The organism is Kitasatospora sp. NPDC051853 (genome assembly GCF_044452665.1).
Classification (GTDB): Bacteria; Actinomycetota; Actinomycetes; order Streptomycetales; family Streptomycetaceae; genus Kitasatospora.
In genome coordinates this window covers 107,866-123,819 of sequence record NZ_JBITBY010000012.1, presented here as the reverse complement: position 1 = coordinate 123,819, position 15,954 = coordinate 107,866, and the positions used below count along the sequence as shown (strand labels likewise).

The 15,954-nt window shown below is 73.3% G+C and carries 12 protein-coding genes; 2 read left to right on the top strand and 10 right to left on the bottom strand.

All coding sequences use genetic code 11. The annotated features are described in order from the left end of the window. Positions 1-147: 147 nt before the first annotated feature. The 10 genes from ACIA8O_RS30975 to ACIA8O_RS30930 all read right to left on the bottom strand — a co-directional run bounded on the left by ACIA8O_RS30975 (position 148) and on the right by ACIA8O_RS30930 (position 14,372). Positions 148-717, bottom strand: a complete 570-nt coding sequence (locus tag ACIA8O_RS30975) for a hypothetical protein (RefSeq protein ID WP_396297299.1) — start codon at positions 715-717, stop codon at positions 148-150. Positions 718-825: 108 nt separating this feature from the next. Further along, on the bottom strand, positions 826-2,217 hold the full coding sequence (locus ACIA8O_RS30970) for a DUF1996 domain-containing protein (RefSeq protein WP_396297298.1): 1,392 nt from the start codon (positions 2,215-2,217) through the stop codon (positions 826-828). Positions 2,218-2,312: 95 nt separating this feature from the next. Next, the gene (locus tag ACIA8O_RS30965; RefSeq protein ID WP_396297297.1) at positions 2,313-5,282 is read right to left on the bottom strand and encodes a discoidin domain-containing protein; all 2,970 of its coding nucleotides are present in this window, start codon (positions 5,280-5,282) and stop codon (positions 2,313-2,315) included. A 224-nt stretch (positions 5,283-5,506) separates the two neighbouring features. Then, positions 5,507-6,190, bottom strand: coding sequence for a Tat pathway signal sequence domain protein (locus tag ACIA8O_RS30960; protein ID WP_396297296.1), 684 nt, complete (start codon positions 6,188-6,190; stop codon positions 5,507-5,509). A gap of 137 nt (positions 6,191-6,327) precedes the next feature. Next, positions 6,328-6,552, bottom strand: a complete 225-nt coding sequence (locus ACIA8O_RS30955; RefSeq protein WP_396297295.1) for a hypothetical protein — start codon at positions 6,550-6,552, stop codon at positions 6,328-6,330. Between the two features lie 50 nt (positions 6,553-6,602). Next, complete coding sequence (locus tag ACIA8O_RS30950; protein WP_396297294.1) at positions 6,603-9,638, bottom strand: ATP-binding protein; 3,036 nt, start codon at positions 9,636-9,638, stop codon at positions 6,603-6,605. Between the two features lie 102 nt (positions 9,639-9,740). After that, the gene (locus tag ACIA8O_RS30945; protein ID WP_396297293.1) at positions 9,741-10,124 is read right to left on the bottom strand and encodes a VOC family protein; all 384 of its coding nucleotides are present in this window, start codon (positions 10,122-10,124) and stop codon (positions 9,741-9,743) included. A gap of 28 nt (positions 10,125-10,152) precedes the next feature. After that, on the bottom strand, positions 10,153-10,578 hold the full coding sequence (locus ACIA8O_RS30940) for an ATP-binding protein (RefSeq protein ID WP_396297292.1): 426 nt from the start codon (positions 10,576-10,578) through the stop codon (positions 10,153-10,155). A 220-nt stretch (positions 10,579-10,798) separates the two neighbouring features. Then, complete coding sequence (locus ACIA8O_RS30935; RefSeq protein WP_396297291.1) at positions 10,799-11,752, bottom strand: LysR family transcriptional regulator; 954 nt, start codon at positions 11,750-11,752, stop codon at positions 10,799-10,801. A gap of 328 nt (positions 11,753-12,080) precedes the next feature. Continuing rightward, positions 12,081-14,372: a M9 family metallopeptidase gene (locus ACIA8O_RS30930; protein ID WP_396297290.1), complete on the bottom strand. Its 2,292-nt coding sequence runs from the start codon at positions 14,370-14,372 to the stop codon at positions 12,081-12,083. 234 nt (positions 14,373-14,606) lie between these two features. Between ACIA8O_RS30930 and ACIA8O_RS30925 the strand changes: the two genes are divergently transcribed. After that, positions 14,607-15,137, top strand: coding sequence for a cupin domain-containing protein (locus ACIA8O_RS30925; RefSeq protein ID WP_396297289.1), 531 nt, complete (start codon positions 14,607-14,609; stop codon positions 15,135-15,137). Then, a complete protein-coding gene (locus tag ACIA8O_RS30920; protein ID WP_396297288.1) occupies positions 15,130-15,939 on the top strand; it encodes an SDR family NAD(P)-dependent oxidoreductase in 810 nt (269 codons plus the stop codon). Before ACIA8O_RS30925 ends, ACIA8O_RS30920 begins: the two co-directional genes overlap by 8 nt. The last annotated feature ends 15 nt before the right edge of the window (positions 15,940-15,954 follow it).

The following is a 15,954-nucleotide window of genomic DNA, read 5'->3' as shown; positions in this document are numbered from 1 at the left end:
TGAGTAGATAAAGGATACATAAGCCCACGACATGGGCGGGGCCAACCTCTCATACGGAGAAGGCATCCGATCTTCTGGGGGATGTCCAGCACTCGGCCATCAATGACGAAAAATCATCCACAATCGGTCATTTGACGCCGCTCCTGCTCACGACCTCCTCACTTCCTCCGCAATGTGCTCCTTCCAGCAGGTCATGACCGTGGTCGCCGCCATCACCGACACATCGGCCCGGCCACGCGCCGGAGAGCCGAAGACCTCCGGCAACCCGCTCACGTCCACCACCAGCACCATCCCGTCCTTGCGGACCACCGCCGACCCGTCGGCCCGGACGAAGGCCGCCTCCCCCAGCCCGGTCAACTCCCGCACCACACCCCCCGAGCCGCGCAGCCCCTCGAAGTCCGCACCGGCCGCCCCGCCCGACTCCCGCACCGAGAGCACCATCGTCCCCGCTGCGTACACGTACGGGCAGCTGTACACCCGCCCGTCCCAGCTCCCGACCGGTGCCGTGACCGGCTCTCCCCCGAGGGCGCCGGCCAACTGCCGCAGCACGAAACCCCCGCACACCATCCGGGAGGCCTCCGACGGACCGGACGACGCCGAGGCGGCGGAGCGCGCGCCCTCGTGGTGGTGCTCCGCCGGCCCACCGGGAGCGCATCCCGACCAGATCAGCAGGAGGGCGAGCACGGCGAGCGGTCGGAATCGGCGCGGGTGGATCATGGGCTCCTCCTCGGGAACGGAACGGCCCCGGGGCCCACCCACCCGTAGGAGGTGGAAGGCGGACGGGCCCCGGAGCCTGACTGCGGGTCGACTGCTTCGGCTACGGCACTACGGCAGGCGGTACTGCGCGTTCAGCGCGGCGCCCCTCTGCGGCTGGTTCTGGTCGTAGCCGCGCGGGTCGCACTGGAGGCCGCCCACGATGCAGTGGTTCACCAGGGCGGCCAGGGTCGGCGGGTCCCAGGCGTTGAAGAAGTCGTAGTGGAAGGTGAAGCCCCGTCCGCTGGAGAGGTGGAGCTGCGCCAGGTGGTCGAGGTCGGCCGGGAAGCCGACCTTGAACTCGATCATCGGCACCGCCACCGGGTGGGTGGCGGGGCAGACGCCGTTGATCGGGTAGGCCATGTGGCTCTTGTGGTCGGGGGTGTCGAGGTGGACGCCGTTCCAGCAGCTCGGCGCCTGGTAGCGGATCGCCACGTCACCGCCGCCGGGGCAGGCGGTCGGCAGGTCGACGCTGTGGTAGCCGTCGCCGCACTCCCAACCCGCGACGTAGCCGGGGCTGGTGGCGAACTCGGTGGCACTGGCCGTCGGGCTGCCGACCACGAAGCGCAGGCCCGGCGGGAACGGCCGGACGCTGGTGTAGTCGGTGACCGCGCCCTTGTAGTAGATGGTCTGGAGGTTGTTCGGCATCACCGGGGTGTTGCCGTCCAGCACGGTCGGCATCCAGTACCCGGACTTGTCGCCGGGTGCCAGGCACGTGGTGGTCCCGGCCGCCAGCGAGGCGAGGGTGCTGCCCGCCGTCACCGTCGGGTTGCCGAGGAAGGTGTGCAGGTGGGAGGCGCCGGCCTTGCCCGGGTACACAATCGGGTCGTCCGGCAGGTTGTGGGTGGCGGTGCAGTTGGCCTGGAACTCGTGGAAGTACGCGTGCGGCGGCTGGTACGTGGAGGGCACCACCCCGGTCACCGGCGGGTCGGCGTACACGTACCCCGTGGTCGGGGTGGTGACCTGCCCGTAGACCTTGAACTCGTACAGCGAGTACCCGTAGCCGTTCGCCCGCTGGGTGGCGGTCAGCCGCACGTAGCGGCCGCTGCCGGAGACCGACAGGCTCTGGTCGCCGCCGGCGGCGGCCGCGTTCTCGTAGACCGTGCTCCAGCTGACCGCGTCCGGCGAGGTCTGGATCCGGAACGCCTTGGCGTACGCGGCCTCCCACTGGAGCTCGACCTTGCTGACCGTCGCCGGCCCGCCGAGGTCGATCTGGATCCACTGCGGGTCGCTCCACGCACTGGCCCACCGGGTGGCGGGGTCGTTGTCGACCACCGCGCCCGCCGGGAAGTTGGCGCTCTCGATCGAGGAGGCCGTCACCGGCTTGGAGACGGAGATCAGCGGATCGGCGGCCGCGGCCGCGTGCCAGGTCGCGCCGGTCAGGCCGGCGAAGGCGAGCACCGCGGTGAACGCGGCGGCCAGCGCCGCGCGCGGGGCACCGCGCGAGAGGAATCGGGGTCGCATCGGACCTCCAGGTCGGGTGGATGGGTGGGACCCCGGACCGGGCCGGGTGGGGCAGGCCCCGGCCGGGGGGAATGTGGGAGCGCGCTGAGGGACCGTCAGGCGTAGACACCGAACTCGTACAGCGAGTAGCCGTAGGCGGTGCCGCGCTGGGTCATCAGCACCCGGACGTACCGGCCGGTGCCGGAGACCTCCAGGTCCTCCAGCCCGCCGGCGCCGGCCGTGGTGGTGTACCCGGTGGTCCACTGCGTGCCGTCCGCCGAGAACTGCACCTGGTACGCCTTCGCGTACGCGGGCTCCCAGCCGAGCCGGACGTGCCGCACTACGGCCACCCGGCCCAGGTCCACCTGGAGCCACTGCGGGTCGCTCCATTCACTGGCCCACCGGGTGGACCAGTTCCCGTCGGTGGCGTTGGCCGGCGGGTAGGGCGCGCCGTTGCCGTTGGCCTGGTAGGAGGATGCGGTGGCCGGGCGGCCGGTGGAGAGGTCGGTGCCGGGCGCGGGGCCGGGCACCACCCGGACGGTGCGGGTTTCGATGCCGACGTTGCCGTGGCCGTCGTGGGCCTGGAGGTAGACCTTCCAGACCCCGAGCGTCCGGGGCGCCGTGACGGTGAAGGCGCCGTTGCCGCCCTCGGTCCACTCCGCCTGCCGGAGTCCGCCACTGCCGTCCAAGGTCCGTGTCCCGTACAGGACTTGGTAGCGGATCAGGTCGGCGTCCGGGTCCGTCACGGTGGCGGTGAGGGTGAGTTTCCCGCCCGCCGCCACCGTGGCGTCGGCCGTCAGGGAGGAGATCACCGGCGGGGTGTTCCCCTGTGCGGCCGTCCCGCCGTACGCGGCGGCCAGGGCGTGGAAGCCCAGCCGCTTCCACCGGTTCGGCGTCAGGTTGTACCAGACACCCGCGAAGTCGTACTCCTGGCCGTAGTTGAACATCGTGGCGCCGAGCGCGACGCCGGGGTGGCCGGTCACGCAGCCCCAGGCCCGGGTGTAGCCGTCGCGCTTCTCCCGGTCGGTCGGCTCGGTCGGAGCGCCGTTGGCGTCGTTCGGCACCTCCCACTCGCCGCGCGGGCCGGTCTCGGTGACGATGTACGGCTTGCCGTACCCGCCGTTCAGCCAGTCCTGCCGGACGTTGCAGACCGAGCCGTAGGCGTTCACGGCCAGCAGGTCCAGACTGGGGGTGTGGTCCCGGTAGTAGGCCCAGGCACCGGTGTAGGCGTCGGTGGAGGTGACCGGGTGGTCGGGGTCCACCGCGTGGACGGCGCGGGCGAGTTGCTCCACGAACTGCGCGTAGGCGACCCGCTGCTGCTCCACCGTCGCACCGCCGCGGGCCTGCGCGGTGAGGATCACCTCGTTGCCGAGGTCCCACATCAGGACGCCGGGGTGGTCCTTGTAGGTGGTGACCCACTGGCGGACGGAGTCCAGGGTGGCATTCTTGTACGCCGTGTCGTTCACGTAGTCCGCACCCTGGTCGAGCCAGAAGCCGGCCACCACCTTGAGGCCGTGCGCGGCCGCCGTGTCCAGCAGCGGCCGGCTGCTCGCGTCGGTGCCCCAGGTGCGCACCGTGTTGACCCCGGCCGCCTTCAGCTCGCGCACGTACGCGGAGGCGTCGGCGGCGGCCGGGCCCCAGGTCACGCCCTTCACTTGGTACGGCGCACCGTTCACCGTCAGACCCCAACTTCCCTGCGATCCAGTCACCTTGACGATGGATCGACCGCTCGGCACCGCCGGGTCGGCCATCGGCGCCGGGGCCGGCCCGGAGGCCGTACGGACCGTCACCGAGTCCACGGCCAGCGTCCCGCCGGGGGTGGTCGCGGCCGTCGGCGTGGTGCAGCCGCAGACCGCGTCCGGGTAGCCGCCACCGATGCCGAGGTTGAGCACCAGGTAGAAGCCCCGGTGGACGGCCCGGTCCCAGGCCGCGACGCCGACCTGCGACTCGTTCACCTGCCAGACCTGACGGCCGTCCAGGTACCAGCGGACCTGCTCGTCGGTGGTCGAGCGGTCCAGCACCACCGAGTACTCGTGCACGCCGCCCTGGCAGCCCGGGCAGCTCGCCAGGCCACTGGTCAGACCGTTCGGCTCGTTGCAGACCCCGCCGGGGTTGCTGCCGCAGTGCAGGGTGGCGCCCAGCCGGCTGTGACCGTTCACCGCCTCCAGCAGGTCCAACTCCCCCGCGCCCGGCCACTTGTCGAGCCCGTCACGGTTGCCGGCGCCCATCACCCGGACCGAGGGCCAGTAGCCGGCGGCCTCGGCCGCGTCGGGCTGACGGGCGTTCACGGTGATCATCAGCTTGCCGCCGGCGGGGGCCGCGAAGTCGGAGCGGCGGCTCTCCACCCGCCCCGAGGTCCAGGCCCCGGCCCCGTCCCGACGAGCCGTCAGAGCCAGCTGCCCGGCGCCGTCGAGCCCGACGTTGGCGGCGGCGTCGGTCGCGGTCTGCACCTCCCCGGTACCCCAGCCGGCCGGGCCGCCGGGGTAGGAGCGGCCGGTCTGCACCGTCCAGTCGGCGGCTGACGGGCGGGTTCCGGCGGCGCCGTCGAAGGTGTCGCTGAAGACCGTGCTCCACCCGGGCTCCGGAGTGCTCCCGTCGGTCCCGTACACCTGGAACTCCCAGACGGAGTAGCCGTACTGGGTCGCCCGCTGAGTACCGAACAGCCGGACGTACCGCCCCTGCCCGGTGACCGCGAGCGTCTCGGTGCCGCCACGGCCATCGGCGGTCGAGTAGGCCGTCGTCCAGGCGGAACCGTCCGCCGAGAGCTCGATCCGGTACGCCTTCGCGTACGCCGTCTCCCAGCGGATCACCACCTGCCCGACCGCCCGCACAGCGCCCAGGTCCACCTGGAGCCACTGCGGATCGGCGGCGGCACTGGACCACCGGGTGGCCGGGTCGCCGTCCACGGCGTTGGCGGGCACGGTGCCGTAGTGCTCGGTGCTCGACGCCGTGACCGGGCGGCCCTGCGAGAGCAGCAGCGGTGCCGCCTGGGCCCGGGGCGGCGGGAGGAACAGCAGGGCGGCCACGGTCAGGGCGAGCGCGAGCAGCAGGGCCAGGGCGGGTGGGCGCACTGGTGATGCGGGCATGGGGGACTCTCCGGGCGTCGGGGTGGGGGATGACCGGAACGCGACGGGAGAGCGCTCTCCCACTCGCTGAGAGAGTGCTGCCAGCCTGAGCTACTGTCAAGAGTCGTACGGATAAAGGCAGATGGAGGCGCCGATGACGACACCTCCTGAACCATTCGGGCCTCGCGAACGACTGCGCCCCGGCCGGTGGGGTCCGGCCGGGGCGCAGGGCCTTGCGGGGTGGGTCAGTTGACGTTCACGACCGGGCTGCCGGCCTGGCTGGTGTCGGCGACCGGGCCGTAGGCGGCGGAGAAGTAGCCCTCGCCCGGGCAGAGGCTGGAGCCGCCGCTCTTGACGAAGTACTCGTTGCGGAAGGAGAGGCTGTGGGCGGCGTTGTCGGCGTTGCCGGCGAAGGCTCCGCTCAGCTGGTACGTGCAGGTGAGCGTCCCGAACCAGGAGTTGAGCACGGCCGTCGCCTGGATCGGCCCGGCCGTCCCGCCGGCCATGGTGACCGGGAGGCCGGCCGCGTCGCTGACCGAGACGGTGTAGGGCAGGTTTCCGACCGTCAGGCTCTTGACGGAGGTGACGCCGGTGACGTTCGCCGTACAGGAACTGAAGGTCTGTCCGGTCAGCGCGGCGGTCGCGACGCCGGGCGCGGCGGGATTGGAGGTGACCTTGGAGGTGTACTGCGAGACCGCGCAGGTGACGCCGGTGCCACCGGCGGCGGTGGAGTAGAAGGTGGCCTTGCTGCCGGACACCAGCGGAGCGGTGAGGACGTCGCCGACCGCGACGGCCGGGCCGGCCACGCCGCCGGTGGTGAGGACGGCGGCGGCCACCGGCGAGGCGGGCGCCGCGGCCGAGGCGGGGAGGGCACCGACGGCGAGGGTGGCGGCCGCGGCGGCGAGGGCCAGGTGGGTGCGAACACGCATGGGAAAGCCTCTTTCTCGGTAGGGGCGAGAAGGTGAACTTCCACGACCACCCGAAGACTTGGGGCCCTCCGGACGGCGTCCCTACGTTGTAGGCCCCTGGCGGTGCGCGGTCAACCCTTGCTGACGAATTGTCAGCACTATCCGCCGATGCGGCAGATCCAGTGGCTTCCCCCCGCGTAGTACCTGCGCTCGGCCCCGGACGGGCCGGTCACCACCACGTCCCGGCCGCCGTAGTCGATCCGCTCGCCCGCCGCGACGAAGACCGCCCGGTCCAACCCCACGTGGAAATCGGTGCCGAGCAGGAACTCGGAGACCATCGTCAGCCGCGGCAGGGGCTCGTTCCGTTCGAGGAGGAGGCTCATGCCACGACCCTCCCGCACCGCCCGCACCGCGGTCGACCGCTTTTCCCCGGCTACGCCCCCTCGCCCGGGTAGACGTCGGCGATGGTCCTGCGGGTGGTGTCGAGCTTCTTCAGGACGTGGGCGACGTGCTGTTCGACGGTGCGCGGGGAGAGGAAGAGGGCCTGGGCGATGGCCTGGTTGGTGGCGCCCTCCAGAAGGAGGTCGGCCACCTGGCGTTCGCGGGGTGAGAGGCTGCTGCCGTAGCCCTGGCGGCCGCGGGCGGCGGGGCGGGTGAGGCCGAGTTCGCGGAGCAGGGGGCCGCAGCGGGCGGCGTCGGCGGTGGCGCCGAGGCGGGTGAAGGTGTCGACGGCTTCGGTGAGCCGGGCGGCGGCCCGGTCGCGGGAGGCGGACGCGAGCAGGGCCCGGGCCAGGTGTTCGGTGGCCCGGGCGGTGTCGTACGGGCGGCCGACCGCCTGCCAGAGGTCGCGGGCGGCGGTGAAGTGCTCGGTGGCGAGGGCCGGTTGGTCCTGCTCGACGACCAGGCCCCGGGCGACGTGCAGTTCGGCGGAGGCACCCGGGCCGTCCCGTCCGCGCAGGCCCTCCCCCGCCTGCTCGACCAGGGCCGTCGCGGCCGTCACCTCCTCGCAGGCGAGGGCCGCCGCCACGGCCACCGGGAGCAGTCCGGTCGCCCGGGCCCAGGCTCCCGCGCGGGCGAGCAGCCGCACCGCCGGGCCTGCGGTGGCCCAGGCGTCCTGCGGGGCGCCCTCGGCGAGGCGGGCGGCCGCCAGGCCGGCGGCGGCCCGGACGGCGGAGGTCACCTGGGCCTCCCGTTCGCCGCGCTCGGCGGCGGCTCGGAACAGGCGCAGTGCCTCGGCGGTCCGGCCCCGGGCGGCGGCCAGCCGGCCGAGGGTGAGGCTCTCCTCCGTCCCGGCCATCGCCATGTCGGGGTACTGGTCGGCCAGTTCGGCGAAGCCCTGCTCGATCCCCTCCCACCTCCCGGCCAGCGCGTCCAGCCGCAGCAGGGCGATCCGGCTGTAGCACTCCAGGTAGGGGATGTCCGCCCGGCGGGCCAACTCCCGGCTCTCGGCCAGGAGTTCGGCGGCCCTTCGGTCGTGGCCGAGCTCGACGGCGAGTTCGCCGACGTTGTAGACCGCCCGGGTGGTCTGGCGCAGCACGTCGGTGTCGGCCGAACGGCGTGGGAGGCGGTCGAGTTCGGCCCAGACCGCCGGGTCCCCGTCCCGGGCCAGCAGGGTCAGCCGGGTGGCCCGGGCGGCCGCCCGGACGGCCTGGTCGGGGCTGCCGGTGAGGGTCTGCTCGGCCCGTTCCAGCCAGGACCGGGAGCGGGCCGCCGCCTCGTCCCGTTCGTTCATCGCCATGGCGATCATCGCCCGGGCGGCCTTCTCCGGCTTGGACTCCAACTCCTCGATGGAGCGGGCGATCTCCTCGCAGCCGGAGCGGTCGCCGCCGTGGTTGACCATCAGCAGACCGAGGTCCATCCGGATCTCGCCGCAGGTGGCGGTGGGCAGCCGGGGGTCGGCCAGGATGGAGCGCAGCACGGCGGCGTTGGCCAGGTGGTCGGGTCCGTTCACCGCGATCCGGCCGAGGGCCAGGGCGGTGCGGGAGCGCTCCTCGGCGGAGAGGTGGGGCTGTTCGAGCGCCTGGTGCAGCAGCGTGGCGGCGGTGCCGGTGTCGCCGAGGGCGATGGACTGCTCGGCCGCCTCCTCGACCCGGGGCAGCCAGGCCTCCCGGTCACCGGCGGCCAGGGTGTGGTGGGCGATCTGCACCAGCGGAGGGGGCGTCAGGGCGCGCAGCGCCTCGACGGCCTGGCGGTGGAGCCGGGCCCGCTGCGGCCCGGGCACGTGACGGTACGCCACCTGCTGCGCCAGCACGTGCCGGAAGACGTACCGCCCGCCGTGGCCGGGGCCGTCCCCCGCCCCGGGCCCGGCGCCGTGCGGCGCTCCGTCGTCCCGGCCGGTGTCGCGCGGCCCGGTGTCGCGCGGCCCGGTGTCACGCTGCGTCTGGTCGCCGCGGCTGTTGTCTCTGTGCCCGATGTCCCGGTGCCCGGTGTCGCGGTGCCCGGTCTCGCGCAGGACCGCCGCCTGGAGCGCCTCGGTCAGCCCCTCCGCGCCGCGCTCCGGGTCGAGTCCGGCGACTGCGGCGAGCAGCTCCTCGGTGGCGGGGACGGCCAGCACGGCGGCGGCGTCCACCACCGCGGCGCCGGTCTCGGAGAGGGTGGCCAGGCGTTCGGTGACGGCTTCGCGCAGGCCGCGGGGGACCTCGGCGTGGGCCAGGCGGGCGGCGGCCTCGGCCGGAAGGCCGTGCGGGCCCTGCTCGGCGAGGGTGATCAGGTCCTCCTCGGCGACCAGCGGTAGTCCCTCGCTGCGCTGGTAGAGGGCGGCGGTCAGGTCGGGAGTGGCGTTCTCGCCGAGGGCGGCGGTGGCCAGTTCGCCGATCGCCGCTTCGGAGAGCGGGGCCAGCCGGATCACGGCGCCGCTGGTGCCGGGCGGGCGCCGGTAGGCGGCGCCGAGGACGGGGGTGCGGGGCGGCAGGTCCTCGGCCCGGTAGGTGCCGACCAGGCCGAGCCGCTCGGGCAGGTCGCGGGCGAGCAGCAGGAGGAGTTCGCGGGTGGCCTCGTCGACCCAGTGCAGGTCCTCGACCACCAGCACGGCCGGGCCGATGGCGGAGAGGAACGCCCTTACCCCGTGGACGAGTTGGTACCTCTCGGCCTGGGCGTCCCGGGCCCGGGGCGGCGGGGGCGGCAGGCGGTCGGCGAGGTCGGGCAGCAGCGGGGCCAGGGCGCCGGCGGTGGGCGGGACGCCCTCGGCGGGGAGCCAGCGGCCGCCCTTGCGCAGGGCGTCCATCACCGGGCCGTAGCGGAAGGGCTCGCGCAGCGGGTGGCAGTGGCCGGTGAGCACCCGGTGGCCCTCGGCGGTCAGGGCGAGCGCGGCCTCGTGGACCAGCCGGGACTTCCCGATCCCGGCCTCCCCCTCGACCAGGACCACGGCGGGCGGGTGCCGCACGGCCGCCAGCAGGAGCCCGAGCTCCTGCTGGCGGCCGACGAACTCGAAGCTCCTGCCGGGGGCCGGTCGCCCGGGGCCTGCTGCCACGCGATCACCTTCCCTGTCCTGGCCACGCTAGATCGGCGCAGGTCAGGGGGCAAACGGCGGAGCACCTCCAGCGGGGCGGCCGCCGCTGCCCGGGCCCGGCGGTCAGCCGTCGTCGCGGCAGAGGCAGAAGGGGTGGCCGGCCGGGTCGAGCAGGACCCGGACGTGGGCCTGCGGCTGGTGGCCGGCCGGGGTCGCGCCGAGGGCGAGGGCCTCGGCCACCGCCTCCTCCAGGTCCCCCACCTGGAAGTCGAGGTGCATCATCGGGCGCTGCGCACCCTCCGCCGGGGGCCAGACCGGGGTGCGGTAGCCGTCCGCCTGCTGGAAGACCAGGAACGGGCCCTGCGGCGAGGAGGCGACCACCGAGGTGCCGGGCTCCTCGTGGGCGAGGTGCCAGCCCAGCAGGGCGACGTAGAACGCCGCCAGTGCGGAGGGATCGGGGGCTTCGATCGTCGTGCCCCACCACATGCCCTCGGTCCGTGATCTCATCCCCACACCCTGGCACACCGCGGTGACATCACGCGGCTTCGGGCACCAGCAGTTCGGCCGTCACCTGGGTGCCTGAGCCGGTACGGCGGATGGTGCAGCCGGCCGCGTAGGCCTCGACCAGCATCAGGCCGCGGCCGGTGCAGTCCTCGGGACCGGTGGCGGCCTGCGGGCGCCAGTGGCCGTTGTCCCGGACCTGGACGACCACCGTGACGCCGTCGCTGGCGAGCAGCAGGGCCACCTCGGGGCTCCCGCTGTGCCGCACCGCGTTGGCGACCAGTTCGGTCACGATCAGCGCGAGGGCCTCCTCGACGCTGTCCGGTACCTCCCACTGCCTGGCCAGCACCTGGGCGAAGTGCCTCAGTGCCGGTACCGCGGCCGGATCGGCCGGCATGGCGCAGGCTGCCGAACCCTCGCGGACGGCGAGGACGGGGGCGGTCTGGTCGATGGCGATCATCTGCGACTCCCGAAGGCGTGTGGGGCGGGCCTCCTGCCGGACAGCCTCGCCCGAACCCGGCACGGGATCAACCGGGGGCGCCCAAGTCACGGGTACCTATTTAATGCGCGGAGTCCCGCGTTCCGGCCCGTCCGACCCCTCCGAGCCGTCCGACTCCGCCGACCCCGCCGGCCCGTCCGACCCCACCGGCCCGGCCCGCCGCCGTCCCCCTCGCCGCCGCTCAGCCGTAGGTCCGCGCCATCCAGGTCTGGAAGTGCGGGGCCCGGCTGATCAGCTCGCGGTAGGACTCCACGGCCGAGCGGTAGAGGGTCTCGGCCACCTCGCCGGCCCGGCCGTCCCGGCGCCAGACCAGCAGGTAGCGGGTCCACAGCGGGGTGCCGGCCAGCGGTTTCACGATCACGCCGGGGATGGGCTGGATGGTGGCCTGCACGACGGAGACGCCCAGGCCTTCGGCGATCATCCGCTGGAGCTGCACCTGGTCGCCGAGGAACTCGTGCACCACCGCCGGGGTGAAGCCGGCCGCCGCGCAGGCGGCGTGGAAGAAGCCGGGCCAGCCGGCCCCGTCGTCGGGGGTGAGGAACCAGGCCTCGTCAGCCAGCTCGGCCAGCGAGACCTCGGCCCGGTGGCGCAGCCGGTGCCCGGCGGGGAGGGCCAGGAAGACCGGCTCGGTGATGATGCCGCGGTGCTCGACGGCGGTGGAGTGCGGCAGTTCCTGGCCGGGGTAGTCGACGGCCAGCGCGGCGTCGATCTCCTCCTGCTCCAGCAGTTCGACGATGGCGGAGGAGGCGTAGACGCTGCTGACGGTCAGGGGGACCTCGGGCAGCTGGCCGCGCAGCCGCCGGACCAGTCCGGGCAGCACGGGGGTGTTGGTGGCGGCCAGCCGCAGCGCGCGTCCGGTGGGCAGGGCCGGGCCGGCCTCGCCCTCACGGCGGCCGATCCGCTCGACCGCCGCGAGTGCCTCGCGGGCCTGGGCCAGGATCTGGGCACCGTAGGCGGTCGGCTTGACACCGGTGGGCGTCCGGAGGAACAGGTCCTCGCCGAAGTGCCGTTCGATGCGCCCGAGTTGGGTGCTGACGGCCGGTTGGCTGTGGCCGAGCACGGTCGCGGCCCGGCCGAGGCTGCCCGCCTCGGCGATCACGCACAGGGTGCGCAGGTGGCGCAGCTCCAGTTCCACGCGCCGTCCCCCCTCTCCTCCGGTGAGCACCACTGCTCCCGCCGGGAGGTTATGGGAGATCCGCCGTCCCGCCAAGAGCCGGGAGCGAACCCGTCCACGGGGCTCGGTACCGGCTCCGACCTGCTGAAACACCGTCCGGAGATTCCTGTTATCCGGGCCGTTCCGCTTGCTCTCCCAGATGTCGGCTGTGGCCGTCCGGGCGCCTCCCCGGGTCCGGACGTGCCGGACGGCCCGGCCCACCGTGCTGGGCCGGGCCGTCCTGCGTACCGGGCGGTCCGGGTTACCCACGATCCGCTCCGCCCGGGTCCCGCCGGTCGCGCGGGGTCGGTCAGTACGTGGTGGAGACCGACGCCCCGCTGAACCCCTGCTGGGCGTAGAGGCTGATGTAGTTCCAGCCCGCCGGCGGGTTGCTGATGGTCAGGGTCTCGGCGTTGGTGGCGCCGGTGGACCGCGAGGTGTACGAGGTGCTGGTGGCCCAGCCGTTGGCGTTGTAGTAGAGGTCGGCGTTGCCGGTGCCGCCGCTGCTGGTGATGGTGAGCTTGGGGGTGCCGGCCGGGAGGTAGATGTACAGGTAGGCAAGGTTCCCGGTGGTGGCGGAGAGGTTGGAGCGGCCGCAGTTCTTGTCGAGCTGACGGCTGTCCGCGTTGGTGCACTGGGGCACCGGCGGGGTGGTGACGGTGCCGCAGTTGCCGGCGTTGCAGGCGGTGAGCCAGGTGTTGAAGTCGGCGTCGTAGCGGGTGCCGATGGTGGACTTCAGGTAGGTGTAGGCGCCCGCGTAGTCACCGGTGCGGTACTTGGCGAGGACGGCGTCCACGTCGGAGCGGTGCGACTGGAGCATGTAACGGGTCGCCAGGTAGCCCCAGTTGTAGGTGCGGGCCTGGTCGGTGTTGTCGTAGGTGGTGTCGAAGAGCGTGGAGAGCGCGTAGCGGTGGGTGCCCGCCTCGGTGATCGCGTCGGTGTACGTCACGCCCCGGTAGTGGTAGGAGACGTACTCGGCGAAGCCCTCCACCCACCAGATGATCGGCTTGACCTGGCCGGCCTCGAAGTCGCCGTGGGTGTCGTAGCGGCCGTCGAGGTAGTGGGTGTACTCGTGGTTGAGGTTCCAGATCTGGAAGTCCGGGCGGACCCACTCGGCCTCGTAGGCGATGAACCGGGCCTGGTTGCCGACCACCTCCGGCTTGCCCTCCAGGTACATGCCGCCGTTGTCGGTGTCGATGCCGAAGATGACGCCGGCGTAGGTCTGGTAGTCGCTGCTGGAGTCGAAGACCGAGACCTCGAGGTTGGTGTTGTTGTCGTTGGCGACCGGGCCGTTGTCACGGACCAGGCCGTGGAAGAAGGCGTCCTGGTTGGCCAGGCTGGTGCAGGTGGCACTGAGTTCGGCGGCGCTCATCTGCTGGGCCTGGATCTTCAGGCTGGGGCTGCAGGTCTGACGGACGGTCAGGATCGCGGCCTTCACCCGGTTGGACAGGTCGCAGGTGCCGTAGTACGAGCAGTTGGCCTGGTCGTACGAGTCCGCCATCTCGGCCACGCCCATCCAGAGCGCGGAGGTGCGGCCGGTCAGCTGGCTCTGGTCGAGCAGGTGCTTGGCCAGCGGGCGGACGGTGGGCTGGAGCGGGGCCTCCTGGAGGAAGCGGGCGAGCTCGCGGCCGGCGTTGGAGACCAGGTAGCCGGTGTCGGTGCCGAGCTTGGCGTTCCACTTGGTGGCGAAGGAGTCCAGCTGGGTGAGCACGCTGGTGTCGTTCTGCACCGCGGTGACGAACTCGGGCATCTGGTGGCCGCGCCAGAGCACCGTGTAGACGTTGTTGACGGCGGCCTTCATGCCCCAGTAGGCGTCGTAGGAGGTGCCGTAGCCGTTGAGCAGGCGCTTGACGACGTACAGGTAGCGGGCGTTCTCGCCGGAGCTGTCGATCAGCGTGACGGCCTCGCTCAGGATGTCGCCGTTGGCGTCGGTGACGTCACCGGAGCGCGGGGCGGCGTAGAAGGCGTCCAGCGCGGGCCGGACGGCGCTCTTCAGGGCCGTGCCGTAGCTGCCGACGGCGGCGGAGTTGTAGAACTGCACGTAGTACCCGGCGCGCAGGTAGAGCACCAACTGCGCGGTCGAAGTGGTGTTGTTGCCGGGGTAGTTGACGGCCACGTCGCGCAGCGCGTTGGCGATGGTGACCATCTGGGCCTCGCGGAACGCCTTGTTGGCGTCGGTGCCGGTGAGGCTGAACAGCGTGTTCACGCAGTCCACGGTGGCGCCCTTGACCGCCGTCACCAGGGCGCTGCCGGTGCGGGAGGTGAAGTCCGCGGTGTTGCAGGCGGCGGCCGCCTGGGCGCTCGGGGCCGACCGGGCCTTCGACGTGGCGTTCGCCGACTCCCGGGTACGGGGCGCGGTGCGCGGGGCCCGCTGGCTGAGGTCGAGCCCGGCCTCCTCCTTGGCGTGCGCGGCCCGCTCCTCCGCGACGGTGGCCGCGGCGGGCTGCGGGGCGGGGCGGGTGGGGCCGGTGGCGCTCGTACCGCTCGGTGCCTGGAACGGGCTGTTGGGGGCAGCCTGGCTCTGGGCCGAGAAGGCGCCGAGCGCCATGGTGCAGGTGAGCGCTGCGGTGAGCAGCGCTCTGGGCATGCCTGTCAGGCGCATGGTGAAGGTCCTCCGACAGCAGTGGGGGGTGCTGGGTGACATGTACCATTGCACGCCCATTGGCTGTTCAGGAAGGGGATAACCCCCAACTTGTCCTGCCCATAACAGGGTTAGGCCCCGTACCGGCACGGGTAGCGCGGCTTCCCGCATCCCGGCCCTCCGTGTCCCTAGGATCACCAGTGCTTCGTACGGACGGGACGTTCGTATGGACGGGACGAGGGAGGAGAACGCCGGATGAGCACCGCGGACGAGGTGGCCCGGGCGTACGGGCTGGTGCCGCTGCCCGCCGAGGGCGGCCGGTTCGACCGGATCTGGGCCGGGCCAGAGGACGCCGCCGGCCGCCCGGCCGGCTCGGTGATCCTCGCCCTGCTCGGCTCCGGGCCCGGCGACTTCTCCGCCCTGCACCGGCTCCCCCGGGACGAGGTCTGGCACTTCTACCGCGGCGACCCCCTGGAGCTGCTGCTGCTCCACCCGGACGGCACCGACGAGTTGGTGCTCCTCGGTGGCGACGGCCCCGCCCCGCGCGTCCAGCACGTGGTGCCCGGCGGCAGCTGGATGGGCGCCCGGGTCGCCCCGGGCGGCGACTGGTCGCTGTTCGGTGCCAGCATGGCGCCGGGTTTCCTCCCCTCCGACTACCAGGGCGGCAGCGCCTCGGAGTTGACCGCCGCCTACCCGCAACGAGCCGGGCTGATCCGGCAGTTGTGCCGCACGGACGGACCGCTCACCATGGCGGCCGAATCGCACTGGAAGGGCCGCCATGACTGACCCTCACCCCACTCCGCCGCCGACCGGCCGACCGGGCGGCCCCACCGACGCCCTGGGCCTGGCCGGCCGGGTCGTGCTGGTGGTCGGAGCCACGGGTGGCATCGGCGCGGGAGTGGCGGAGCGCTTCGCCGAGGTGGGCGCGGCGGTGGTGCTGCACGGCCGCCGGCCCTCCCCCGCCCTGGCCGAGGCCGCCGGGCGGATCACCGCCGACGGCGGCCGCGCCACCACCGTCCACGGCGACCTCGGCAACGAGGCCGAGACCGTCCGGGCCGTCCGGCAGGCCGCCTCGCACCACGGAGGCCTGGACGCCGTGGTCAACTGCGCGGGCATCCAGCCCGTCACGCCCTTCGGCCAACTCACCGAATCCGACTGGCAGTCGGTGGTGGACACCGACCTCCACGGCCCCGTCCGCCTGACCCGCGCCGCCGTTCCCCTCCTGCCCCGGGGCGGCTCGGTCACCCACCTCGCCTCCATCGAGGGCTCCCAGCCCGCCCCCGGCCACGCCCACTACGCCACCGCCAAGGCCGCCCTGCTGATGTTCGCCCGTGCCGCCGCCCTGGAACTCGGCCCCCTCGGCCTGCGCGTCAACACCGTCTCCCCCGGCCTGATCACCCGCCCCGGCCTCGCCGAGGCCTGGCCCGAGGGAGTCGACCGCTGGCAGCGCGCCGCCCCGCTGACCCGCCTCGGCACCCCGCGCGACGTCGCCGACGCCTGCCTCTTCCTCGCCTCCCCGCTCGCCTCCTGGATCACCGGCCACGACCTGGTCGTCGACGGCGGTGTCAGCGCCCACCCGACCTGGTGACGTCCCGTCACCCGG